The organism is Massilia paldalensis (genome assembly GCF_044901715.1).
GTDB classification, from domain to species: domain Bacteria; phylum Pseudomonadota; class Gammaproteobacteria; order Burkholderiales; family Burkholderiaceae_D; genus Telluria; species Telluria paldalensis.
Window position 1 is genome coordinate 1 of sequence record NZ_JBJCIU010000011.1, and the last position, 18,764, is coordinate 18,764.

The 18,764-nt window shown below is 59.9% G+C and carries 33 protein-coding genes; 18 read left to right on the forward strand and 15 right to left on the reverse strand.

The window, feature by feature from the left end:
* From ACI1V7_RS26935 to ACI1V7_RS26970, 8 genes are all read right to left on the reverse strand, one after another.
* A partial coding sequence (locus ACI1V7_RS26935; RefSeq protein WP_404535441.1) for a hypothetical protein occupies nucleotides 1-554 on the reverse strand: 554 nt, incomplete at its 3' end.
* Between the two features lie 24 nt (nucleotides 555-578).
* Nucleotides 579-1,421: a ParB/RepB/Spo0J family partition protein gene (locus tag ACI1V7_RS26940; protein ID WP_404535443.1), complete on the reverse strand. Its 843-nt coding sequence runs from the start codon at nucleotides 1,419-1,421 to the stop codon at nucleotides 579-581.
* A 17-nt stretch (nucleotides 1,422-1,438) separates the two neighbouring features.
* Complete coding sequence (locus tag ACI1V7_RS26945) at nucleotides 1,439-1,630, reverse strand: hypothetical protein (RefSeq protein WP_404535445.1); 192 nt, start codon at nucleotides 1,628-1,630, stop codon at nucleotides 1,439-1,441.
* Nucleotides 1,627-2,523, reverse strand: coding sequence for a recombination-associated protein RdgC (locus ACI1V7_RS26950; protein WP_404535448.1), 897 nt, complete (start codon nucleotides 2,521-2,523; stop codon nucleotides 1,627-1,629). The genes ACI1V7_RS26945 and ACI1V7_RS26950 overlap by 4 nt, the downstream gene beginning before the upstream one ends.
* 258 nt (nucleotides 2,524-2,781) lie before the next feature.
* The gene (locus ACI1V7_RS26955; protein ID WP_404535450.1) at nucleotides 2,782-2,910 is read right to left on the reverse strand and encodes a hypothetical protein; all 129 of its coding nucleotides are present in this window, start codon (nucleotides 2,908-2,910) and stop codon (nucleotides 2,782-2,784) included.
* Between the two features lie 138 nt (nucleotides 2,911-3,048).
* Nucleotides 3,049-3,180, reverse strand: coding sequence for a hypothetical protein (locus tag ACI1V7_RS26960; protein ID WP_404535452.1), 132 nt, complete (start codon nucleotides 3,178-3,180; stop codon nucleotides 3,049-3,051).
* On the reverse strand, nucleotides 3,174-3,611 hold the full coding sequence (locus tag ACI1V7_RS26965; protein ID WP_404535454.1) for a hypothetical protein: 438 nt from the start codon (nucleotides 3,609-3,611) through the stop codon (nucleotides 3,174-3,176). Before ACI1V7_RS26965 ends, ACI1V7_RS26960 begins: the two co-directional genes overlap by 7 nt.
* On the reverse strand, nucleotides 3,608-3,898 hold the full coding sequence (locus ACI1V7_RS26970; protein WP_404535457.1) for a hypothetical protein: 291 nt from the start codon (nucleotides 3,896-3,898) through the stop codon (nucleotides 3,608-3,610). Before ACI1V7_RS26970 ends, ACI1V7_RS26965 begins: the two co-directional genes overlap by 4 nt.
* Nucleotides 3,899-4,433: 535 nt before the next feature.
* Here ACI1V7_RS26970 and ACI1V7_RS26975 point away from each other — a divergent pair.
* The 3 genes from ACI1V7_RS26975 (at nucleotide 4,434) to ACI1V7_RS26985 (ending at nucleotide 6,699) form a co-directional block, all read left to right on the forward strand.
* On the forward strand, nucleotides 4,434-4,811 hold the full coding sequence (locus ACI1V7_RS26975) for a hypothetical protein (protein ID WP_404535460.1): 378 nt from the start codon (nucleotides 4,434-4,436) through the stop codon (nucleotides 4,809-4,811).
* Nucleotides 4,812-4,917: 106 nt separating this feature from the next.
* On the forward strand, nucleotides 4,918-5,274 hold the full coding sequence (locus tag ACI1V7_RS26980) for a hypothetical protein (RefSeq protein WP_404535463.1): 357 nt from the start codon (nucleotides 4,918-4,920) through the stop codon (nucleotides 5,272-5,274).
* A 3-nt stretch (nucleotides 5,275-5,277) separates the two neighbouring features.
* A complete protein-coding gene (locus tag ACI1V7_RS26985; RefSeq protein WP_404535466.1) occupies nucleotides 5,278-6,699 on the forward strand; it encodes an ISL3 family transposase in 1,422 nt (473 codons plus the stop codon).
* Nucleotides 6,700-6,789: 90 nt separating this feature from the next.
* On the opposite strand, the gene ACI1V7_RS26990 is transcribed toward ACI1V7_RS26985, so the two are convergent.
* The 5 genes from ACI1V7_RS26990 to ACI1V7_RS27010 all read right to left on the reverse strand — a co-directional run bounded on the left by ACI1V7_RS26990 (nucleotide 6,790) and on the right by ACI1V7_RS27010 (nucleotide 10,174).
* Nucleotides 6,790-7,122: a hypothetical protein gene (locus ACI1V7_RS26990; RefSeq protein ID WP_404535469.1), complete on the reverse strand. Its 333-nt coding sequence runs from the start codon at nucleotides 7,120-7,122 to the stop codon at nucleotides 6,790-6,792.
* Nucleotides 7,115-7,636 (reverse strand): helix-turn-helix domain-containing protein, encoded by a 522-nt coding sequence (locus ACI1V7_RS26995; RefSeq protein ID WP_404535472.1) that lies wholly within the window; start codon nucleotides 7,634-7,636, stop codon nucleotides 7,115-7,117. The genes ACI1V7_RS26990 and ACI1V7_RS26995 overlap by 8 nt, the downstream gene beginning before the upstream one ends.
* 1,065 nt (nucleotides 7,637-8,701) lie before the next feature.
* Nucleotides 8,702-8,968, reverse strand: a complete 267-nt coding sequence (locus tag ACI1V7_RS27000) for a hypothetical protein (RefSeq protein ID WP_404535475.1) — start codon at nucleotides 8,966-8,968, stop codon at nucleotides 8,702-8,704.
* A 10-nt stretch (nucleotides 8,969-8,978) separates the two neighbouring features.
* Nucleotides 8,979-9,308: a zinc-ribbon domain-containing protein gene (locus ACI1V7_RS27005; RefSeq protein ID WP_404535478.1), complete on the reverse strand. Its 330-nt coding sequence runs from the start codon at nucleotides 9,306-9,308 to the stop codon at nucleotides 8,979-8,981.
* 488 nt (nucleotides 9,309-9,796) lie between these two features.
* Nucleotides 9,797-10,174: a helix-turn-helix transcriptional regulator gene (locus ACI1V7_RS27010; protein ID WP_404535481.1), complete on the reverse strand. Its 378-nt coding sequence runs from the start codon at nucleotides 10,172-10,174 to the stop codon at nucleotides 9,797-9,799.
* 92 nt (nucleotides 10,175-10,266) lie between these two features.
* Here ACI1V7_RS27010 and ACI1V7_RS27015 point away from each other — a divergent pair, with 92 nt between their 5' ends.
* The 8 genes from ACI1V7_RS27015 to ACI1V7_RS27050 all read left to right on the forward strand — a co-directional run bounded on the left by ACI1V7_RS27015 (nucleotide 10,267) and on the right by ACI1V7_RS27050 (nucleotide 13,863).
* Nucleotides 10,267-10,509 carry a YdaS family helix-turn-helix protein gene (locus ACI1V7_RS27015; protein WP_404535484.1) on the forward strand — a complete coding sequence of 81 codons (243 nt, stop codon included), beginning with the start codon at nucleotides 10,267-10,269 and terminating at the stop codon, nucleotides 10,507-10,509.
* 108 nt (nucleotides 10,510-10,617) lie between these two features.
* Nucleotides 10,618-11,226 (forward strand): toxin YdaT family protein, encoded by a 609-nt coding sequence (locus ACI1V7_RS27020; protein WP_404535487.1) that lies wholly within the window; start codon nucleotides 10,618-10,620, stop codon nucleotides 11,224-11,226.
* Nucleotides 11,227-11,283: 57 nt separating this feature from the next.
* On the forward strand, nucleotides 11,284-11,487 hold the full coding sequence (locus ACI1V7_RS27025) for a hypothetical protein (RefSeq protein WP_404535490.1): 204 nt from the start codon (nucleotides 11,284-11,286) through the stop codon (nucleotides 11,485-11,487).
* Nucleotides 11,488-11,562: 75 nt separating this feature from the next.
* Nucleotides 11,563-11,691, forward strand: a complete 129-nt coding sequence (locus ACI1V7_RS27030) for a hypothetical protein (protein WP_404535493.1) — start codon at nucleotides 11,563-11,565, stop codon at nucleotides 11,689-11,691.
* 51 nt (nucleotides 11,692-11,742) lie between these two features.
* Nucleotides 11,743-11,994, forward strand: a complete 252-nt coding sequence (locus ACI1V7_RS27035; protein WP_404535496.1) for a hypothetical protein — start codon at nucleotides 11,743-11,745, stop codon at nucleotides 11,992-11,994.
* 89 nt (nucleotides 11,995-12,083) lie between these two features.
* Nucleotides 12,084-12,449: a hypothetical protein gene (locus ACI1V7_RS27040; protein ID WP_404535499.1), complete on the forward strand. Its 366-nt coding sequence runs from the start codon at nucleotides 12,084-12,086 to the stop codon at nucleotides 12,447-12,449.
* On the forward strand, nucleotides 12,446-13,462 hold the full coding sequence (locus tag ACI1V7_RS27045) for a DNA cytosine methyltransferase (RefSeq protein ID WP_404535502.1): 1,017 nt from the start codon (nucleotides 12,446-12,448) through the stop codon (nucleotides 13,460-13,462). Before ACI1V7_RS27040 ends, ACI1V7_RS27045 begins: the two co-directional genes overlap by 4 nt.
* On the forward strand, nucleotides 13,459-13,863 hold the full coding sequence (locus ACI1V7_RS27050) for a hypothetical protein (protein ID WP_404535505.1): 405 nt from the start codon (nucleotides 13,459-13,461) through the stop codon (nucleotides 13,861-13,863). Before ACI1V7_RS27045 ends, ACI1V7_RS27050 begins: the two co-directional genes overlap by 4 nt.
* A gap of 14 nt (nucleotides 13,864-13,877) precedes the next feature.
* On the opposite strand, the gene ACI1V7_RS27055 is transcribed toward ACI1V7_RS27050, so the two are convergent.
* Complete coding sequence (locus tag ACI1V7_RS27055; protein ID WP_404535508.1) at nucleotides 13,878-14,435, reverse strand: hypothetical protein; 558 nt, start codon at nucleotides 14,433-14,435, stop codon at nucleotides 13,878-13,880.
* A gap of 86 nt (nucleotides 14,436-14,521) precedes the next feature.
* Here ACI1V7_RS27055 and ACI1V7_RS27060 point away from each other — a divergent pair, with 86 nt between their 5' ends.
* From ACI1V7_RS27060 to ACI1V7_RS27090, 7 genes are all read left to right on the forward strand, one after another.
* Complete coding sequence (locus tag ACI1V7_RS27060) at nucleotides 14,522-15,052, forward strand: Ref family recombination enhancement nuclease (RefSeq protein WP_404535511.1); 531 nt, start codon at nucleotides 14,522-14,524, stop codon at nucleotides 15,050-15,052.
* Complete coding sequence (locus tag ACI1V7_RS27065; RefSeq protein WP_404535514.1) at nucleotides 15,049-15,684, forward strand: hypothetical protein; 636 nt, start codon at nucleotides 15,049-15,051, stop codon at nucleotides 15,682-15,684. Before ACI1V7_RS27060 ends, ACI1V7_RS27065 begins: the two co-directional genes overlap by 4 nt.
* 113 nt (nucleotides 15,685-15,797) lie before the next feature.
* Nucleotides 15,798-16,490: a hypothetical protein gene (locus tag ACI1V7_RS27070; RefSeq protein ID WP_404535517.1), complete on the forward strand. Its 693-nt coding sequence runs from the start codon at nucleotides 15,798-15,800 to the stop codon at nucleotides 16,488-16,490.
* On the forward strand, nucleotides 16,487-16,753 hold the full coding sequence (locus ACI1V7_RS27075) for a hypothetical protein (RefSeq protein WP_404535519.1): 267 nt from the start codon (nucleotides 16,487-16,489) through the stop codon (nucleotides 16,751-16,753). The genes ACI1V7_RS27070 and ACI1V7_RS27075 overlap by 4 nt, the downstream gene beginning before the upstream one ends.
* 2 nt (nucleotides 16,754-16,755) lie before the next feature.
* Entirely contained in the window at nucleotides 16,756-17,229 is a 474-nt protein-coding gene (locus ACI1V7_RS27080; RefSeq protein ID WP_404535522.1) for a dATP/dGTP diphosphohydrolase domain-containing protein, read from the forward strand.
* Nucleotides 17,226-17,480, forward strand: coding sequence for a DUF7220 family protein (locus ACI1V7_RS27085; protein ID WP_404535524.1), 255 nt, complete (start codon nucleotides 17,226-17,228; stop codon nucleotides 17,478-17,480). Before ACI1V7_RS27080 ends, ACI1V7_RS27085 begins: the two co-directional genes overlap by 4 nt.
* Nucleotides 17,477-17,905: a RusA family crossover junction endodeoxyribonuclease gene (locus ACI1V7_RS27090; RefSeq protein WP_404535527.1), complete on the forward strand. Its 429-nt coding sequence runs from the start codon at nucleotides 17,477-17,479 to the stop codon at nucleotides 17,903-17,905. The genes ACI1V7_RS27085 and ACI1V7_RS27090 overlap by 4 nt, the downstream gene beginning before the upstream one ends.
* 26 nt (nucleotides 17,906-17,931) lie before the next feature.
* Here the strand turns inward: ACI1V7_RS27090 and ACI1V7_RS27095 are convergent, their stop codons facing one another.
* Nucleotides 17,932-18,540: a PEP-CTERM sorting domain-containing protein gene (locus ACI1V7_RS27095; RefSeq protein ID WP_404535530.1), complete on the reverse strand. Its 609-nt coding sequence runs from the start codon at nucleotides 18,538-18,540 to the stop codon at nucleotides 17,932-17,934.
* Nucleotides 18,541-18,764: the final 224 nt, after the last annotated feature.

Genomic DNA, 18,764 nt, shown 5'->3' on the forward strand with positions numbered 1-18,764 from the left:
TATACGTACCCAGTGCCGAACTTTCCTTGAATCAGGCTGGTGACGCGACCTTGCGCCCAGCTTTCGAAGAGTGCGCGCTCGTTACCGGCACCCGCCGTGCTCGGGTTATCTGCAGGTGCAGGAGCGGGGAGACGTTCGCGCAGTTCGATGCACTCCTTCGATTTGGCTTTGGCGCGCTCCCAGCCTTGGTCGGCGCGCAGCTTTTCGGCGGCCAGTTGGCGATGCAGCGACAGAATCTCATCGCCCAACTTGCCGATCTGCTCATCCGTCAGCACTGCTTTATTGGTGTTGCCGGCCGCATCGAGTTCGCGAATGCGCTTGCGCAGCTTGATGACGACGGCCTCGTCGACGACGTTGATGCGCTCGTGGTCGCCTTCAGCGTGCGGGAACGTGTGCCCGTAGGAGCCGACCAGACCGTGATTGCCGCTGGTGAGCAGGATCGTCCATTGCTCCGGGCGATCGAACGGCACGCGCGGTGGCGGGTTGTTCTCGTCCCACTGGAGGCCAACGGCCGGGCGGTGGTCGTTGATGCGGCGTTTCTGTTCGTCTGTCATGGTCCGGCTCCTTCGAAAGTGGGTTCAGGCCTTTGCCGCGATTGCGGCGGCGAGGGCGGTGCGCAAGTCGATGTTGGCGCCGGCGGCGGGCGCGGCAACCTCGAAGCGGATCGAAAATCCCCATTCGCCGTTCAGAGCGCCAGGGCCGTTGCGCTGGGCGCGATCGAGCAGCCACGCGAGGATCTGCTTGTCCGAAAGTGACTTTTGACCCTGCTGCTTCGCCAGCAGCGACGGGGTAACCTTCGTCTTGCCCTCGGCCTTCGCTTGTTCGAGCGCCTGGCTGATCACGGCGCCGGCCTTGCTGCCGTGTTCCTTCACGATCTCCAGGGCAGTGGTTCCGGACACTGCGCCGTCGTTGACCGCCTGGTGCACGTCGCTGTTTGCTTCAGCGAGCGTGATCATGTCCTTGACGTGCACGACCGTTTTGCCGACGCGGTCGGCGATCTGCTTCTCGGTCCAGTTCCAGCCCATCAGCTTGCGGTACTGGATGCCGAGCTGCAGCGGCGTGAGCGGCAGGCCGCCCGCGCTGGTAATCATGTGCGCGACGCGCTCGATGTCGTTGCCGCGGAAGTGGCGGGCGTCGAGGGCCTTGATGTCGAAGCCTTTCTCGATGGCGTCCATGGCCGCAGCGTGGCGATGGTGGCCGTCGACGATGAGGATCTGGCCGTCTTCGACGCGCACCTCCAGGGGCGGGAACACTGCGCCGTTGCGCAGGGCCAGCGAGAGTGAGGCCACATGGTCCGCATTGAGCGGGCGGGCATTGAAGCCCGGTTCGACAACGAGGACGCGCGGATCGACCGCGAAGGCTGTCGTTTTCGAGACGCTCGGGTTGTTCTTGTCTTCTGCGGCCGCCTTCAGCGAGGCCATGTGGTTTGCGTATGGCATTATTTTTCTTCGTCAGTAGTGGTTGTAATCTGTGTGGCCTGATCGGCTTCCGCCGCGCCGGCTTCGCGCGCCTTCTTCTCTCGCTCGACTTCGCCTTGCCAGGTGATGTGATCGAGGTCGGCGTAGTAACGACGGCCCCGGACAACCTGCGGAAAGCGCGGTGTCGAGCGGAGAATGCGCTTCCGTTTCATCCCCGCGCCTCGCCACCCAGGGCTTCGACCAGGTCGGCGAACAGGTTCGCCAGCTCGCCGGACATCAGCGTGAAGTCGTTGTCGAAGCGTTCGGCCTGGTCGAACGTGACCGAGTCGTTTTCCTTGAGGACGTCGAGCGGCTTGATGGCCTTGATCGACAGCTGGTCGGTGAGCACGAACGAGATCCGGCTGTTCCAGGTGAGCGCCAGGCGCTGGCATAGCTTGCCGGCCGCGATGTGGCGACGCATGTCTTCCGGATCGAGCGTGTGACGCTTGTATCCGATCTGAGACTTGCTCTCGCCGGTGGCGCGTAGGGTGGCGTCCTGATCGATCGTGAAGTTATGCGGCGCTTCGTCAGATTCGAGCCAAGCCGTCATCGCGGCGGCGGGGGAGGACTGGACGCGCAGCGATTCGAGGGGCAGACGGTCGACAGCGTTCAGCAGCAGTTTGATCACGTCGTCGGCCTTCGATGCGGTGGACGAGTTCACGACCAGCCAGCCATGTTTCGGGTCAATCCAGACGTCGACAGCGTCCCGCGCGGGGAATGCGCGCGGCAGCAGCTCGTCGGCCACGCGCTCCTTCAGTTCCTTCATCGCCTTCTTCCCCGGCGGGAAGCCTTGCTGTTCCTCCAGCTCCGCGGCTTTTGCCTTCGCTACCTGGTTGATCACCTTCGACGGCAGGATCTTCTTTTCCGTGACGAGCGATAGCAGGAACTGCCCGTTTGCAGCGTGCACGAGCTGGCCGTTCTCGCGCGGCGAGGCCCAGCCCTGGCGCAGCAGCTCGTTGCTCGGTGCCGGCGCGAAGGCTTGGGAGGCGAGGGCTTCTGCCAAGCGCTCGGCGGTCATGCCCCACGGCGCGGGGAGGCGGTACAGCTGGACGTTCTTGAAAAACATCTTGGTTTCCTTGTGGTTGTGCGCGGTGCGCGCTTACTTCACGATGAGGATCGCTTCGGCGTGGTCGTCGTTACGCTGGGCCTCGGCATAGACGATCAGCAGTGCGAGCCAGAACACGAGGGCTTGTCCAGCGCGGCGGATCACTGCGGCACCACACGCGTTACGACGATCACGAAGGCCAGGAGAACCGAGGCGGCGCACACCAAGGCGTAGCCAAACACGCGGTGGGCGATCTGATGGCGGCTCATGGTCGCCACCTCAGGCCGCGACGACCGTGACGCCCAGGGCGCCGCGGTCGTACTCGTTGTCCATCAAGGCGTCGCGGTTGCCGATCGCGATGTACGTGCGCACGCCGGCGCTGTCGGTTGCAGTGATGCGGAATGCCATGTCGATCTCCCCTGGTGCGTTGGACTTCGTGGTCTTTCAGTGCCAAAGCCCCGTCGTGCGGGGCAGTGGTACTCCTGTGCTATGCGATTTGCCTTAGTCGGCCGCGCTTGTCGGAATGCCGCTCGACAAGCGCCCTAGCTAGCCGTATTCGAGTTGATCTGGGCGCTCCTTCAGACCCGCCGCCTCGCGATGGCCGTCGGCATACGGCACTGGCTGAAGCCAGTAGATGGCGTGGCGGGCGTGAAGGAGCCAGAGAAGCAGGATCAGCATTGCTGTTCGCGTGCCTCGGTACACACACGGATAGCTGCGCGCACGATCGCTGCGCAGATAGCCGCGTCTTTGTTCGGGTGATCAGCGAAGCTCTCGGTTATGTCGCGCCGGCGGGTGCCGTTGCCGACGGAGACCGTGCCTTCCTCTTCGTCCTGGCGGATGCTCAGATTCAGCTCACCGATCAGCGGGCCCGCTGCGACCCACGAGCGCCTCCAGCGGGGCAGGGCAAGCGAAGGCGTAGTGCGCGCCAATCGGGTCTCGAAGCCGTTACCGCGGGGCAGGCTCGGATACAGCTCGGTCAGGATGTGAAGATCGGTCGGCATTGCGACGCGGCGCGCGCGAATCTTCGGATGCACGCCAGCCAGCTCGATTTCGTCGGCGAAGGCTTGCTTCAGGTACTCGCCTTCCCACTGGATGCGCTGGGCGCTCATTGACCTTGCTCCTTGCTTGCAGCCGCATCGAGCATCGGATTGCGCTCGTAGGCGACGTCTTCCTGGAACTCGGCGATCTTCGCGAAGAGGCCCGGCGACACCTCGTCGAGCGTCATCGACAGCGAGGTCAGGAAGGCGCCCAAGCGGGCCCACTGGCGTTCGAAATTCGCAGCCACGATCGGCCGGCGCGCAACGCAGTCCATCGAGTTGGAAAAGTGGATGGCCTTGTCGACAGCCTCGATCAGCTGCTGTGCGGTCATCGTGCGGGATTGGTCTGTAGTGCTCATCGTTCTCTCCGGGCCAACGGCTCAGCAGGTGCTGTGCTCGCTTCGTTCGAGCTAGTAAACCACAGGTTCACAAAAGAAGTCAACCCAAGGTTGATTTATTGTGTAAAATTGCTCCCGTCAGCCGAACTCGGCCGATCGCAAGCCTGGAGCAGGGAGGGGAACTCCGACGCAGAAGGGCCCGGAGAGTAGCCGAGCTGACGGCATCAGCCGCTTCACTCGTCGGGAATCGCCGGCAGGGGTGAGGGGATAGGCGTACTGTGGGGATGGTCTGAGATACGCACGAAGGCAGCGAAGTTAGCACCTTCGGACCGGCAAGGCTGACGAGTCGTAGTAGACGGCGTACCGATCTAATACGTAAAGGCTCAACCTTCTGAGGAAAGCTGAGTCTTCGTCCCAGCCCCCGATAGCCCTAAACCCCGACAGGGGTTGAAGTTAGAAGGATGAATAGTTACTGCAGTTAGCAGTACCTTTTGATAGCTTTGTTAGTACCTATACAAGGCTCAAAACAAAAAAGGGCCGGAAAATGCCGGAAAAATTGACCCTGACGGTCTACCTGGCGCAGCGAGGAAAAAAGGCAAAGGCCCTGACGAAGATCGAGGCCCAGGTATTCGGCATTCCGTTCCCGCTGCAGGCCGGCTGGCCGCGAAGGCACGGCGCAATGGAGATCACAGCTGAGATGATCGACCAGGTTGCGCAACGCGCGGCGGCCGATGCAGCGTCGACGGAGAAGGTAGTACGGCGCAGTGCGAAACGGGCAGCCGCCGCACAGAAGCCGTCGAAGCCGCAGGCGGCTGAATCGACGACCGCGAGCAGCTGCTCGTCCTTGGACATGTTCCCAGGTTTTGCGCTCCGGCCCGCCAGGCGCTACCGCCGGAGCAAGTCGGTGCGGGTGATGAAAAAAGCCCGGAGATAGTGGGCATGCAAGTGGAGATAATAAACAGGCTCTGCGGAACAAGGTGTGGAATAAGCAGTTCTGTGCGATAATCTAAATCCGGATAATCGTGTGGAAGGGATTTAGTATGCATCTCGAAGATTGGAACTATCGCGAGACCATCAGGAAGGCGCTTTCTGAGCTGGCGGACCCTAGTATCGAGGCTCTCGGGTCGTCGGTTCGGAATATTCTGTTGCAAGAGTTTGTCGATGACACTGATGTCTCCCTGAACTTGACGGATGGTGACGAGCCGCATTTCGTGCTTAACTTTGGCAACTCGGAGTCGCATTTCAAGAACATTTCGCTCGACAGTATTTACTACTGTGTCTATGAAAAGGGGCAAAGCGAAAAGCAAGTGCAGCACACCAAGGCACAAATCCGAGCCGCCAAGGATGTGATTGTCAAGATGCAAAGCATCGTCGCCGAACTGGAAGCGTCGCTGTAATCGATGGTGGACATCCTTGACCTCCATGGCTGGAAAGCTCTGGGGACCCGTCTTGACGGCGACGAATACGAAATCGAAGCCGAGTACACAGTTCTCCCCGATGTCTGCCTGAAGTGCGGCGTGGTTGGTAATCTGTACAGACATGGCCCGAAGCTAGTCACCATCCGCGACAGCCCCATCAGGGGGAAGCACGTACGCATCCTGGCGCGGGCGCAGCGGTACAAGTGCCGTGACTGCGCCAGCACCTTCATTCAGCCGCTGGGCGGCCTCCACGGCGCCATGCGAATGACGGAGCGGTGCGCCGAGTACATACAGTCCCAGTGCTTGCGCGATACCTTCGTGCGCGTGGCCGAGCATGTTGGCTGCGACGACAAGACCGTCCGTACCATCGCGGGCGACTACATCAAGCAACTCAACGCCGAGTACAAGCCCTTGCTGCCAGAATGGGTCGGCATGGACGAGACGCAAATCGACGGCAAGCTCCGGTGCATCATCACCGACGTAGTCAACCGGGTACCGGTCGACATGCTGCCAGACCGCGATAAGCCTCTGGTGACTAGCTGGCTGTATCAGTTCAAGGACCGGACTCACGTCAAGGGCCTGGCTATCGACATGTGGAAGCCCTTTAAGGACGCGGCGCGGGCCGTCTTCCCTGACCTGCCGGTCGTCGTCGACAAGTTCCACCTGGTCAGAATGGCCAATCGCGCCATGGACGACATCCGGACCGAGCTGGCCAAGGGCGAAGAGAAAGCCGTGGGCCGCGACTGGATGCGGCGCAAGTCGCTGCTCCGGATGCGCTATAAGCACCTGGACGAGAAGGGCCGTTTCAACCTCCAGATGTGGCTGGACAACGAACCGCATGTAGCTACCGCGTACCGGCTGAAGGAGGCCTTCTACGACATCTACGACGCATCGAACAGAGCCGAGGCCGAGCGGCTGCTTGATGCCTGGCGCAAGTCGGTACCGGCTGACATGAAGAGGGGCAAGAAGAGCTTCATGCCGCTGCTGACGTCGACCAGGAACTGGCGCGACGAGATGCTGACCTACTTCGACCACCGGATTTCGAACGGGTACACGGAAGCTCTCAACGGGGTGGTGAAGGTCATCAACCGCTCCGGCCGGGGCTACAGCTTCGAAGTCCTGAGGGCCCGGCTCCTGTTCAAGAATCGGGACCATGGCCAGCCGCGTGCGGAGCTTGGTGAGCTGATGAGCCGTTCCACACCGAGGCACGAGATGCTGCTCGAGATGCTTGGGAACCGGTGCCAGTCGTGCCAAGGCGTGTTCGAGGGATGGATGCTGTTCGCCCATGATGTCCCTACCGTTGTACCTAGTGAGAAGCCCAGAAGGATGTATCTCTGCCCGAACTGTCACCGACGTTTCCACATGGAGAGTGCTCGCGGACATCATTCAGGTTCCACACAGTAATCCGTTGAGCCAATAAACAGAGTTCAACTAGGCATAGTTAAATTTTCGCATTCGCACGAGCAATTGGATGCTGAACTGCAGCGGAAAAAGTTATAGCTCTTTGAACTTTGCGGTTAAATCCGCTAGCGAATTTCGCGCTACCTCCGCTTGAGTTAAGATTAAATCTCGATTGGGTATGGTGTTGTTAATAATCTCGCGCGTCATGTCAAAAAGCGCATTAGTGGGGATGCAGACGTGGAACGCGATATTCCGCTCTTCAATTCCGTTTTCATCAATGCCGCCAGATGAGTAGAATAAAATTTTTGACATCACTGGGCCGACCATCATCTGACCGAGTCCATCGGTATAGTATTCCGGTGTCGAATCTTGAAAAACGAGATCGAACTTAGCATTGTCCTGGCGAATTTCTATCTTTTTACGCATGGTGTTCTTCCTTCTTTTGTAGGCTGTTCGTTATCACAGATGCTTGAAGGCCGGCTGCACTGAAGCCACCTGAGTGCGAACCTCTGCTGTTCGTGGCCGATATAGCATATTGAGCTCTGCTAAAGACCTTTAGCGGCGTAAGCTGGACGACTGCCTTCTCAAGACGCGGTAACTCAACGTCGAACGAGTCGACCGCCAAGCTCTCCTCTGAGATCAGTTCGGTCTCAAGCAAAAAACGGCTGAACGGAACAAATTTTGTTAGGACCGCTACATCAAACGCTTTTGCAAGTTTCTTAACTGTGCTTAGGCTCAGTTTTCCGTACGATGGATCCTCGATTCTAGCAATAGCTGACTGGCTTTTTAAACCCAATTTTTTAGCTAGATGCTGTTGGTCCCATCCTCGGCTTTCTCGAAGGACGCGAATTTGATAAGCGAGGCCTTGATCTACGTGAGCTGAAACATAAGCAGCGCGATATTCTTCGTTCTTTAGCTTTTTAAGCTTTCGGTTATTCATCGTCTACAGGGTAAAGGTCTTTGGTGGTTGCGGTGGAATCGAGGATTGCAAGTCGGCGGCTGTTGCACGTGTTAAACCAGGATTTTGGTTTAAGCCGCCCATTTTGCTCTATACACCACAAGACGAAAGTGAACTCGTCAGGCTGCCTTCCAAAAAAACCTATAGGTCTCTGCTGAACTTTGTCGGCAAAAAACCTTATTTCGTAAAAATCGGGCCAATCTTGCTTGTCAAGTCTAGCCGCATGTTTTCTTGGATTAGTCCACTTATCTCGCCTTAAGTTCTTAAGGTAATCTAAGGCCGCATCAAGGCCAGCTTGGATAGAGGGGCTAGCCGAGTTGTAATCGTCGAGTACGTCACACTTGCCGTTCTCGCTACAGTAACAAAAAAAATCGTATGGCATGCTATCACATTTTTGCGATGTCGGAGGTTTAGTGGATTCAACTAGGCGCTTTTGGCGGCTTTATCTTGAGGTCAGACAACTACTGTTCGTTAGTAAAGCTGCAAGCTGGGCATATGTTGTCGCTGTTGGGTCACTGTGCCTACGCTCCGCCATCGTTCGAACGTAAGCGCGGTGCTTTGCGCGAGATTAACCAGTCCAATAAGCTGTACTCGTCCATTCGCTCCATAGTTACGATGCGACGTCAGGTTCGCTTCGTTGGGCTCCGCCGCGGACTTGGTCGATTCGGATGGTGAGGCAAGCTGGTGCCGCGGGAGCGGTGCAGGGTCTAGCGCGCGCTGGGCGTGCGCGAACATCGAGGCTAATGCTAGCAGCAGCCCGAAGCGGAGGTGTGTCATGTGCGATCGTTTGGCCAGCGGCTGAATGCAAACACCCACAGCATGATGACGTTGAGTACTGGGATGAAGCTCAGGATGCTCCAAGCTCCTGAGTAGCCGGCTTTCGACACGATGCGCCATATAGGTACGATGTACACGCTAAAGATGACGAGCAAGACCATCCAATGCCAGATGCTGAACGAGCCCATGTGTTCCTCAAGTCGCGAAATCGCGAGTGCGATTACTTGCGGGAATCATACGCTGTCAGATTGGCAAAAGGCTCTCCAATTCTCACTGCTGAGCGTTGTTGTTGACCTTGCGGATCCAGCCCTGCTTAAGTGCCCAGCGCACTTCAGTGCGCCAGGTGATGCGCCGGCCGGTGCTGGTTGTGTTGACGGGATCGGGCGCCAGGCGGGCGAGCTGCTCGAACGATGAGCATTCCCAGATGAGCTTCCACAGGGCCCATTTCGTGGGATCGGTCTCTTCGTTCGCCTTCAAGCGGTTTTTGATGAGGACGACATAGCCGCCTTCGAGCACTTCGGGGATCGCGCGGGGCATGGTAATCCTGCTATGGGTTCCGGCCGAACTTGGCCCGGTAGTCGCGTTCCATCTTTTCGCATACGCCAGCAACGAAGCGCGCCGTGCTCGGCTCATACGACTTGGTTTTCTGGTCATCCCAGCATACGCTGATCGCCATCCGGGCATCGCTGCTCGCGACTTCTTCAGCACTCGGCGTGCGCACCAGTGCCCATGTCACGAAGATCACTGATATGCCTAAAAGCGCATACAAGAGAGCACGCGAGCGCTGTGCCTTCTGCGGCCTAGCACCGCAGTTCGGACAAGCCGCTGCCTCGGTGCTGACCTGGGCGCCACATTCGTGACAAGCGATAAGAGCCATTCATTCCCCTCAGGTGGCATTCGAACTCACCCATCAAGCCGTGAGTATAGCTATCGAATATTGCCAAAAGCTCACGAATTATCACGTGCTGGAAAGAAAGAATAAATATTTGAACATACACACCATGTTGTGTTCAAAGTGCGCTACACTGCGATCCATACTGTATGAATGTACAGTACTTAGATGACAGTCAGCCGAGCTTGGAGCCCTACAGTACCTCAGCGCACCATTGGCGGCACCACGTATTTGCAGGAACGCCGCAGCGCCCTGACGGCCGCGATGTTCCAGAAGGACTTGAGATGGTAGATGAGACAGTGCCGAGCCTGGCGGTCGTAACCAGGCATCAAAGCTCGGATTTCCAATTGACCAGCAAGGAGATGCGTCTGATCCGCAATTTCCGGTCGTTGAAAGAGAGCGCGAAAGACATGCTGGTTGACTTGTCCGATCAGTACTGCCGTACGCTACCAGCTGAGCCGGTGCGCCTGAAGCTATTGCGGTCGGGTGAAAGTGGTGTCTGAATCTTCTTCCTTCGGTGCAACAGTCGCAGCTCCGTAGATCATCAGCTTGCCATCTCGGCTGGCTCTACGATAAAGCTCGAGCAAATGCTTTTCCTTTGCGTCAAGCCGTTCGAGCGTTGTCTCGGCCGGCGGCGAGGCATCAGCCAGCGGCTGGCCCAGCAGTAGTTGATCGGCGCTCAAGCCCAACGCCTTCGCCGCCGCGATCGCGTTCACGCGCGAGATCTTCCCATCCCGAATCCACTTCGAAACGGCGTTCTTCGACACGCCAGTCTCGCCCGCAAGCCACTCCTGCGTTCGCCCTAGTTCCGCCAGCCGCGATTTGATCGTGCTTCCAAGTTTCGTAGTCATGGCCGGCATCTTGGGTCTAAAGCCGTAGAGACTCAACGAACCTGGGGTTGATTTTAGTTGCACTATAAGTCAACCTGTGGTTTACTTCGGTTATGGAAAAGACGAACGCATCAGCGATCCAACGTGCTGCCGACGAAGTAGGCGTTCCTGCTATCGCGAACGCTTGCGGCATTTCCGTCCAGGCGGTCTACAAGTGGCTGCGAAAAGGCCAAGCCCCGGCGGAGCGGTGCGAGGCAATCTCGCGCGCTACTGGCGGTCGGGTGCCGACCTTCGATCTGCTGCCAGCTGCATTGCGCGCAGTAGTTGATCGGCGAGCTCCAGGCGCTGTGCGCTGAGCGCTTCCCCGAGAGGGGGCGTATTGGCGGTGGGAGAGTAGGGCATTGCTTGGGCCTTAGTTCTTGTTCTTGAGTGTTGTCAGATTAGCTTTCAATTCGGAAAAAATCATGAAGACGTTTCTTCAAAAGCATTCCCTGGTTGACCTGCTCCGCGTCGCGGTCGAGTCCTGGCGCCGTGATAACGGCCAGAGCCGCGAGACCGTCGCGATCGAGGTGATGGAGGCGCACGAGCGCATGGGCGCTGCCGCTACCACTGGGATCACCTTCGATTCGAGCAGCAAAGACCTATACACGAAGGCGAAGAGCGCGGCGCAGAAGCTGTACCGCTGGTTCGGGGGCGACGACGAGCAGGACGCAAAGCTGCCGGCCAACATGCTGCCGTCCATCCTGGCTGCGCTGCCGATGGAGCAGCGTCTCGAAGTCCTGAATCAGATTCTGCTGCCGCTGGGCGTCGAGGCCCGCCAGGTCGAGCAATCGCCGGCACTGCGCTTCGACGTGCTCAAGCACCTGCGCGCGGTAATGAAGGAGGGTGGGGAAGGGCAGATGGCTCTCGTCACGCTGCCGCCCGATGCAACGCCAGGGCAGCGCCTCGCCGCACATCGTGAACTGGTCGAGGCATCACAGGCCTTCGATTGCGCCGCTACCGAACTGATGGCAGAGATCAGCGCGAGTGAAGCGGTTGCCGCGGCGCGCGGCCTGGTCCCGTCCTCGAAGTAGGCGTCGCCCAGACGGCAGGGGATGTCGTCACCAATACAACCAAAACAGGGGATCAACTTGAACAACGTACCGAAGCTGCTGGACACGCTGCGCGAGCGCTTCCAGATCAAAAGTGATGCCGCGCTGGCCCGGGAGCTGGAGGTCGTCCCGAGCGTGATCAGCAAGCTTCGCGCGGGCGGCCCACTCGGGCCGACGCTGGTCTTGCGCATTCATGAATACCTCGGCGTGCCGGTAGCCGAGATCCGCGAACTGGCGGCCTGAAACCGGCTCCCCACGAATACCACGATAACCCGGCAAGCGGCACGAAGCCTGACCCGGATCAGACAAGGAGAACAGATGGATCAACAGAAGGAAGAAGCGCCGCCGGTGGCGAAGCACGACGAGCCGGAACCGCCGCACGTGATGTGCCGCGAGAGGTGGAAGCGCATCCAGGCGCAGGCCCAGGAAGCGAAACAGCAGAAGTAAGTAAGCCCGGTTGCAGCCGGGCTTGGTGAAGCAACTACATCAGGAGCACGCATGTTAGCACATGAAATCACGCCGGCGGTGCACGTCGGCGAAGAGACATCTTCGGCCCGCACTCCCATTGTTGAGCAGCGCTGGTCGATCACCCCGCCGCAGCACGGCGCAAAGTCACTTGCAGACCTGGCTCACGCACGCCAGTGGCTGCGCCCGGGCGACGTCGTCTACGTCATCGAGGCCCGCCGCCAGACCCTGACCGAAGCAGACCTGAACGCAGCGGCGCGCGCCGTGATCGGCGGTGCAGCGTGACCCGCGCCCGCCACGTAACTCCATCGCACACTGCCGGCCGCATCGAGCGTATCTGCTCCTTAGTCCTGGCCTTCCAGACCCGTGGAGCTATGACGCGCGCTGAAATCGGCGACGTCCTGAAGGTGGGCCCGTCGGGCGTGCGCAAGTACCTGGTCGACCTGGGCGAGAAAGTCACTTTCGGAAAGGTCGGATGCGAGCAGCTGTGCCGCCTGACGCTCAGTGCCGACCAGGCGACCGAGTACGTCGCTGAGCTGACGCGCGCAGCAGCTGGCCGTCCGCGCCCGCACCGCGCATCGGACTTCGAGATCGCCCAGCGCGACCCGGCGCGGCACTTCCACATCATGGCCGACGACGAGCACTACCCGATCCGTATGCGCCGCGACCACATCGTGCGGGATCCGTTGGTGGCCGCACTGTTTGGCGCCGGTGGCAAGAGCATGGAGGCACGAGCATGAACCTGCTCCAGATTGCCGATCCGGCCTACTACAACGAGATCGACGAATACGCGGCCAATTGGCTGCGCAACCTGATCGCCGCCGGCCACATAGCCCCGGGGGAGGTCGACACCAGGAGTATCGAGGATGTACATCCCTCCGACCTTGAGGGTTTCACCCAATGCCACTTCTTCGCCGGCATTGGCGTCTGGTCCCTCGCGCTTCGCCGCGCCGGCTGGCCAGATGACCGACCTGTTTGGACTGGTTCCTGTCCGTGCCAACCTTTCAGCGCGGCAGGCCAAGGAGCTGGGTTTGCTGACGAGCGGCACCTATGGCCGCACTTCTTCCACCTCATCGGCGAGCGCCGCCCTGCAGTCGTCCTTGGAGAGCAGGTTGCGAGCAAGGACGCAGACGCTTGGATCGACCTTGTACAAGATGACCTGGAAGGCGTGGGATACCGGGTCGGGTCGATCCCGTTCCCGTCTGCGGGCATCGGTGCTCCGCACATCCGAGACCGGCTCTACTGGGTGGCCAACGCCCAAGTCATGCGACGGGAAGGGCAACGTCTACGAGCAGGCGGACGACTGCCGACGTTCGGAGCTGCGGATATCGGCGGCTCTGGCGGGTTGGCCGACGCCGACAACGGCGGACGGCTCGGGCGGCGGGCAGGCCAAGCGTGCGATGGGCGAGACCCGGCACGGCTCGAACCTCAACGACTTCGCGATGCTGGCAGGCTGGACGACGCCATCGGCAACGGACGGCCAGAGGGCCGGCACGCTAACGCAGGGAATGTCGGGCAGCAGTCTGCCGCAGCAGGTCAACTTCAATCTGCCGGGCCCGGCCCGAGTAACGGCTACTGGCGAGATGCTGACTGGCTCGGATGCCGAGATGGAAAGTGGCGGCCAGTTGAACCCGGCACATTCCCGTTGGCTCATGGGGCTCCCGCCCGAGTGGGACGCCTGCGCGCCTACGGCAACGCGATCAACGCCGAAGCGGCGCGCGTCTTCATCGAAACCGTAATGGAGGCAGCATGACCTCGAACATCAATGTCGCACCGCTGCGCCGCAGCGCAGTCTACAAGACAGCCGAACTAATCATCGCTACTGGGCCGCGCACTTTGGAATCGCTGTTCGTTGCCGTCGACTTCGGCGTGAAGTCTTCGCGCGCCGAGAAGCTTCGCCTGGCCTTCGAGGCGAACTGGCTAGTCCAAGACAAGGACGGCCAGATCGACGTCACCGATTTCGCACGCAACCACATCGCGGCCCAGACGCCGAAGATGCAATACATCGGCGAGATCACGCCAGCACAATACCGCCCGAACATCTACGCGAGCCAGGGCTTGAGCAAAAAGAACATCCCGAACCGCCGCGGGCAGCGCAACGATATCCCGGCGTGGTCGGTGCGCGAAATCGGGTCTTCTCAGACAAAGGCATAGAGATGCTACGACAACTAAGCCGCCTCTTGCGCCGCCGCGTGGGCGATTCCCATAGCGTGCGTCGTAGCGATGGTGATGGTATCCATCGCATTCTCTTTAAGCGCCCAGAATTGGGTGAACTTGCTGTTGCTCTTAAAGGTCCCTTGGCCGATCAACTGTACGCCCGCAGACTCGACGTCGACAAGGAGCGAGTGCAAATCTATCACCGGATTGATCAGCTCCGTGAACAGAGGTTCCGTCGTAAGCGTCCGCAGCAATATTTGCGCCGCTTGGATGCGAGAGCGACCGTGAAAAATGTAGCCGGTCCCGTCCGGCCAGCTCTTTTGGGCAGTGGCTACCGCTCGGACTGCATCCAGAGCTTCGCGAATCACCGCCTCGGCAAAGTTCGCTATGCGCAAGTCGTTCTGTGCTTCCCGAAGACGTTCAGCATCCTTCTGGCGCTCGATCTGATAATTGGCCAGTCCAAGCGAGATGAGAATGGCCGAGATCGATCCAACAGCTTGCACCCAACTTGCCCATTCGCTCGCGCCGAGCCGAGCGTGGTCGCCCAAAAAATAGACCGCAAAGATCATGATGCTCGTAGCAACCCCAGCTATAAAAAGTGGGTCTGTAAGGAGGCGCTTCAACGTTATTTTCTTTGCCATGAGGGAATATTAGCATGATGCGCGGCTCACCCTTCAAGCAGGGTAAGCCCCTGCAGCGCAAAACGGCGATGGCGCGCGGCAGCGGCTTCAAGTCCCCCGCGCCTAGTGTTGGCTTGCTGCGCGTCGCCTCGGCCCAGGCCAAGGCAGCAAAGCGCACACGCGAAGCCAAGCCGTCGAAGCTATCGAAGCCGATGAAGTCGCGAGGCATGAAGGGCCGCCCGCCGACGGCGGAAGAGGCGCGCTTCATGGATCGAATGGGATCGCTGCCGTGCATCGCCTGCCTCAAGGACGGCTGGACTAACGAGGTGATCAGCCTTCATCACCTGGACGGCCGGACCAAGCCAGGCGCGCACTTCCTCGTTCTGCCCCTATGCGCCGAGCACCACCAGCAGGACGACAGCGACCCGCGCGGGCGAATCAGTGTGCACGGCCGGAAAGCGACTTTTGAAGCGCGGTACGGAACGCAGCGCGAGCTGCTGGCCGAATGCATCGAGATGCTTAGGATCGGCCGTGATGGTCACGAAAAAGAGCGGGAGGCGGCATGACATCCCCAGGTCAACGCACGGCGAAGCCGCCGTGTTCGCCCTACGCCAACCTAGCCGCGGTAGAGCGCGCTGGCGTTACGAAGCACGGTAGCGCGATCTGGCGACTGGTATGCACGTGTGGTGAGAGCGTCGAAGCCGATGCTCCTGCCATAAAGCGTGGGGCCGCGCGCTGCCCGGACTGCAACCCGAGTTATGGCGACCTTGAGGCGCAGCGCATTCTCGCGGTCCTGCCGGCCACGATCGCGGAAACCATCCGCAGGTCTGGAATGACCTTGGCTCAGGTCCGCTATCGGCTCGAACTGATGAAGCCGGACTTGTGTCACACCGGGAAGTGGCGGAGGTCGCGCGGCAGCGGGCCTTGGTTGCCTGTGATCGTTGCCGGCCCAGGGGAGGATGTTCCATGCCCGTTCGAAGCCGTCACGAACGCGGTGAGCAAACGTCGACAGCGCGTCAAGATCAAGCGGGCGCGTGCCATTGAGGCGGCGGCAGAGCAGGTCAGGCGCCAAGAGGCGGCAGTAGAGACCGACAAGGTCGTGGCGCGCACTCGCACGGTGCCGCAGACCTGGTTCTCTGCCCTGATCCCACAAATTGAAGGTGGAGCGCGCGTGGCCACTACGCCACCGCTCCCCTGACACATACCACGCCCTGGAGAGATAAAGAATGTGTGCATCCATCGTAGTTGAGATCGGAGCATTGGTATTGGGCCAGGTCACGCGCCTGGTCGAGATTATGCAAGGGGCCAGCCATGCTCAGCCGTGAAGCCCTGCGCCAGGCCGCGCAGACACTGCCGGCCGTCACTGTCGACTCCGCAACGCTGCTGGCACTGCTGAACGACGCCGAGCGGGCGCCGAAGCCGCGTAAGCCACGCGCTGCGGCCGAGCTGGACCCGAATGTGGCGGAAGACGAGAAATGCGCACGCTGGCTGTTCGAAACGCTGCGCAAGACCCTGCCGAACGCGAAAGAGCCGAACTTCGCGACCTGGTCGAAGGAAGTCCGCCTGATGCGCGAGCGCGACGGTCGTACGCGGCGCGAAATCTGCGAGCTGTTCCAGTGGGCGCACGCCGATGCGTTCTGGTGTTCGAACATCCTGTCGCCGGCGAAGCTGCGCGAGCAATGGGACCGACTGTCGATCCAGCGCGCCAAAGCGGCTGAGGCGAAGAAGCAGGGCGGCACTCCGTGGTGGATCTCGGATCACTCCCGCTTGGCCAAGGCCATCGAGGTTGGCGTCGGCCCGGCGCTCAATGGCGAGTCGACAGCGAGCTGGGAGGCGAGAATCCGCGCGGCGATCGACAACGGGGGCAAGCCGCCCGCGCCGCAGGTGTTTGTCCGCCCGACGCCGCCGGCTGCCGACCTGGCGCCCACTCAAGACCAAGTGCGTAAAGCGCCCGGGTTCCTGAAGGAGATGCTACGGAAGGCACAGGAGGGATCGGCGGCATGACGATGCTGGGCGACGAAGTCTGCGCCATGTGCCAGCACTTCAAGATGAAGGAATACCCCGAGCACGCGAGGGTGGGCCTGGGCCGGTGCATGGGATACGACCGGACCAACGCGCAGTTGATCAACCCGTTCGTGCCTTGGAAGACGAAGGCGTGCGTGCGCTACGCGCGGCCGGCAAACAAAGCCGAGCGGGTCGCCTGGGTCGAAGCGCGCAGCAAGAAAGAGCAAAACAACAACGAAGTTCAACCCGAAACGAAAGGATGACGATGAATGACACTCACGAGATGCTGACGTTCCACGCGCTGGAAGGAGCGAAACCGACGAATCCTAAGGACGCCGTCGGCGTGCGCAAATCTCCGATGTCCACGGTGCCGGCGACCGTGATGGCAGAGCTTGGCGTCGCGATGCTGGAAGGGGCGTCCAAATACGGCCGCCACAACTTCCGCGCAATCGGCGTGCGCGGCTCTGTCTACTACGACGGCACCATGCGCCACCTGATGGCCTGGTGGGAGGGCGAAGACCTGGATCCGGATTCCGGCCTGTCGCACGTGACGAAGGCCATCGCCTCGCTGACGGTGCTGCGCGATGCCATGATCCAGGGGAAGTTCACCGACGACCGGCCGCCACGCTCCGTCGCATTTTACCCAGCCCTTCACGCCGGCGCTGCGGCGATCATCGACCGCTACGCCGACCGTAATCCGACGCACTACACTGTCACTTTCGAGGGCCTCGCCCAATGACGCAGACCCGCCTCGGCTCCCTGATCGAAACGATCATCAACACCATCATCGGCTTCGCGATCAACTATGTCGCCAACCTGCTAATCCTGCCGCTGTTTGGCTTCCACATCACTCCAGGGGCAAACTTCCTCATGGGCCTGCTGTACACGGTGATTAGTGTCGCGCGGTCATACTGCGTGCGTCGCTGGTTCAATGCGAGGCTGCAGCGTCTGGCGGCCACGATGGCGACGTCAATCGAGGCGCGCCAGTGATCGAATTCATTGTGCCGGGGCAGCCTGTCGCGAAAGGGCGCCCAAGGTTTGCCCGGCGGGGCAAGGGCGTAGTCGCATACACGCCAGCGAAGACCGCGGCGTACGAGGCGCTAGTGCGCGAAGCGGCAACCGTCGCGATGTCCGGGCGCCCCCCTGCGGCGGGGCCGTTGAAGCTTGTGCTCAGCCTCACGCTGCAGGTGCCTTTGACTTGGTCGAAGAAGCGTCGGGCCCTGGCCATCGACGGTCACATTCGCGCGACAAAGAAGCCGGACGCCGATAATGTTTTGAAGGGTCTAAAAGACGGGTGCAACGGAATCGTGTGGATCGACGATGCTCAGGTTGTATGCATTGAGTTGACCAAGGCATACGGCTCGCAGCCTCACGCAGCTGTAAGGATTTTGGAAGTTCCGGGTGAGGCTGCTTAGCTCGCTAATGCGTTAGTCGCCCCGACTTAATTTCTTGGCTTGCGGCGGCGCAGTCCGGCAAATCCGAGGGCGCCGATAGCGACGAGAGCGATGCTGGTCGGCTCCGGAACGTTTTGTACCGGGACGATATGATAGATCCCTGGCGGATACGCGAGTTCATCGTAAATCTTCGCTTGTTCCGGCGTTAAGGCGGTTGCTACTACGGAGCCGGAAATCCACGTTTGAGATGGGTGAAGCGGCTCGGCCCACGAGGGATAGCCGGGATCGATGCTCTTCGTAAGCAGCGCGCTGTAGTTTGACGGCGTCGGAGAATAGCTGCCGCCGAAGTCGATCCAGATACTGTCGATATAACCTCCGGTCAGGCGGTTGAACGCGCTGAATCCAGTCGGCCCCATCTCGCCCCAAAAACTCGAACCTGCACCACTCAACCCAGCATAACCGCCTGAGCCAAAGAAGTGTTCACGTCGGGTGCTTGGCGAACCAACATAGAAGTCGAAGTCGGCGATCGACTTGTCGATGTCGTTCTGAATGAACTTACCAGTCAGGCCGCCGGTAAAAGTATATTCAATGTACCCAGCCGAGGCATTCAGTGAGAAAAGCGCGCCAACTACCATTGCAAGCAGATGTTTCGTCATTATGAGTCTCTTTCAAGTTTTGGAGTGATCGTAATAAGCAATGTCTGTGCCACATGGCAATAGCGTTTGCAATTCAAGGCGTTAGGTAGAGGTCATAAATTCAGAAGCCCATAGGTGTAAAGTTTTCCGTCAGCAATATTTGGTGAGATTTTGACTTTGACGTTTTGCACTGTGATGTGGCAAGCGTGGTCAAATAACGTCTTGTTGTCATTTGGAAAAATGCG

What these genes read in the sequence shown, in the direction of transcription:
- ACI1V7_RS26940 (WP_404535443.1), bottom strand. Translation starts at nt 1,421, where the DNA reads ATGGCCTCGCTGAAGGCGGCCGCAGAAGACAAGAACAACCCGAGCGTC.
- ACI1V7_RS26945 (WP_404535445.1), bottom strand. Translation starts at nt 1,630, where the DNA reads ATGAAACGGAAGCGCATTCTCCGCTCGACACCGCGCTTTCCGCAGGTT.
- ACI1V7_RS26950 (WP_404535448.1), bottom strand. Translation starts at nt 2,523, where the DNA reads ATGTTTTTCAAGAACGTCCAGCTGTACCGCCTCCCCGCGCCGTGGGGC.
- ACI1V7_RS26955 (WP_404535450.1), bottom strand. Translation starts at nt 2,910, where the DNA reads ATGGCATTCCGCATCACTGCAACCGACAGCGCCGGCGTGCGCACGTAC.
- ACI1V7_RS26960 (WP_404535452.1), bottom strand. Translation starts at nt 3,180, where the DNA reads ATGCTGATCCTGCTTCTCTGGCTCCTTCACGCCCGCCACGCCATCTAC.
- ACI1V7_RS26965 (WP_404535454.1), bottom strand. Translation starts at nt 3,611, where the DNA reads ATGAGCGCCCAGCGCATCCAGTGGGAAGGCGAGTACCTGAAGCAAGCC.
- ACI1V7_RS26970 (WP_404535457.1), bottom strand. Translation starts at nt 3,898, where the DNA reads ATGAGCACTACAGACCAATCCCGCACGATGACCGCACAGCAGCTGATC.
- ACI1V7_RS26980 (WP_404535463.1), top strand. Translation starts at nt 4,918, where the DNA reads ATGCATCTCGAAGATTGGAACTATCGCGAGACCATCAGGAAGGCGCTT.
- ACI1V7_RS26985 (WP_404535466.1), top strand. Translation starts at nt 5,278, where the DNA reads ATGGTGGACATCCTTGACCTCCATGGCTGGAAAGCTCTGGGGACCCGT.
- ACI1V7_RS26990 (WP_404535469.1), bottom strand. Translation starts at nt 7,122, where the DNA reads ATGCGTAAAAAGATAGAAATTCGCCAGGACAATGCTAAGTTCGATCTC.
- ACI1V7_RS26995 (WP_404535472.1), bottom strand. Translation starts at nt 7,636, where the DNA reads ATGAATAACCGAAAGCTTAAAAAGCTAAAGAACGAAGAATATCGCGCT.
- ACI1V7_RS27000 (WP_404535475.1), bottom strand. Translation starts at nt 8,968, where the DNA reads ATGCCCCGCGCGATCCCCGAAGTGCTCGAAGGCGGCTATGTCGTCCTC.
- ACI1V7_RS27005 (WP_404535478.1), bottom strand. Translation starts at nt 9,308, where the DNA reads ATGGCTCTTATCGCTTGTCACGAATGTGGCGCCCAGGTCAGCACCGAG.
- ACI1V7_RS27010 (WP_404535481.1), bottom strand. Translation starts at nt 10,174, where the DNA reads ATGACTACGAAACTTGGAAGCACGATCAAATCGCGGCTGGCGGAACTA.
- ACI1V7_RS27015 (WP_404535484.1), top strand. Translation starts at nt 10,267, where the DNA reads ATGGAAAAGACGAACGCATCAGCGATCCAACGTGCTGCCGACGAAGTA.
- ACI1V7_RS27020 (WP_404535487.1), top strand. Translation starts at nt 10,618, where the DNA reads ATGAAGACGTTTCTTCAAAAGCATTCCCTGGTTGACCTGCTCCGCGTC.
- ACI1V7_RS27030 (WP_404535493.1), top strand. Translation starts at nt 11,563, where the DNA reads ATGGATCAACAGAAGGAAGAAGCGCCGCCGGTGGCGAAGCACGACGAG.
- ACI1V7_RS27035 (WP_404535496.1), top strand. Translation starts at nt 11,743, where the DNA reads ATGTTAGCACATGAAATCACGCCGGCGGTGCACGTCGGCGAAGAGACA.
- ACI1V7_RS27040 (WP_404535499.1), top strand. Translation starts at nt 12,084, where the DNA reads ATGACGCGCGCTGAAATCGGCGACGTCCTGAAGGTGGGCCCGTCGGGC.
- ACI1V7_RS27045 (WP_404535502.1), top strand. Translation starts at nt 12,446, where the DNA reads ATGAACCTGCTCCAGATTGCCGATCCGGCCTACTACAACGAGATCGAC.
- ACI1V7_RS27050 (WP_404535505.1), top strand. Translation starts at nt 13,459, where the DNA reads ATGACCTCGAACATCAATGTCGCACCGCTGCGCCGCAGCGCAGTCTAC.
- ACI1V7_RS27055 (WP_404535508.1), bottom strand. Translation starts at nt 14,435, where the DNA reads ATGATCTTTGCGGTCTATTTTTTGGGCGACCACGCTCGGCTCGGCGCG.
- ACI1V7_RS27060 (WP_404535511.1), top strand. Translation starts at nt 14,522, where the DNA reads ATGATGCGCGGCTCACCCTTCAAGCAGGGTAAGCCCCTGCAGCGCAAA.
- ACI1V7_RS27065 (WP_404535514.1), top strand. Translation starts at nt 15,049, where the DNA reads ATGACATCCCCAGGTCAACGCACGGCGAAGCCGCCGTGTTCGCCCTAC.
- ACI1V7_RS27070 (WP_404535517.1), top strand. Translation starts at nt 15,798, where the DNA reads ATGCTCAGCCGTGAAGCCCTGCGCCAGGCCGCGCAGACACTGCCGGCC.
- ACI1V7_RS27075 (WP_404535519.1), top strand. Translation starts at nt 16,487, where the DNA reads ATGACGATGCTGGGCGACGAAGTCTGCGCCATGTGCCAGCACTTCAAG.
- ACI1V7_RS27080 (WP_404535522.1), top strand. Translation starts at nt 16,756, where the DNA reads ATGAATGACACTCACGAGATGCTGACGTTCCACGCGCTGGAAGGAGCG.
- ACI1V7_RS27085 (WP_404535524.1), top strand. Translation starts at nt 17,226, where the DNA reads ATGACGCAGACCCGCCTCGGCTCCCTGATCGAAACGATCATCAACACC.
- ACI1V7_RS27095 (WP_404535530.1), bottom strand. Translation starts at nt 18,540, where the DNA reads ATGACGAAACATCTGCTTGCAATGGTAGTTGGCGCGCTTTTCTCACTG.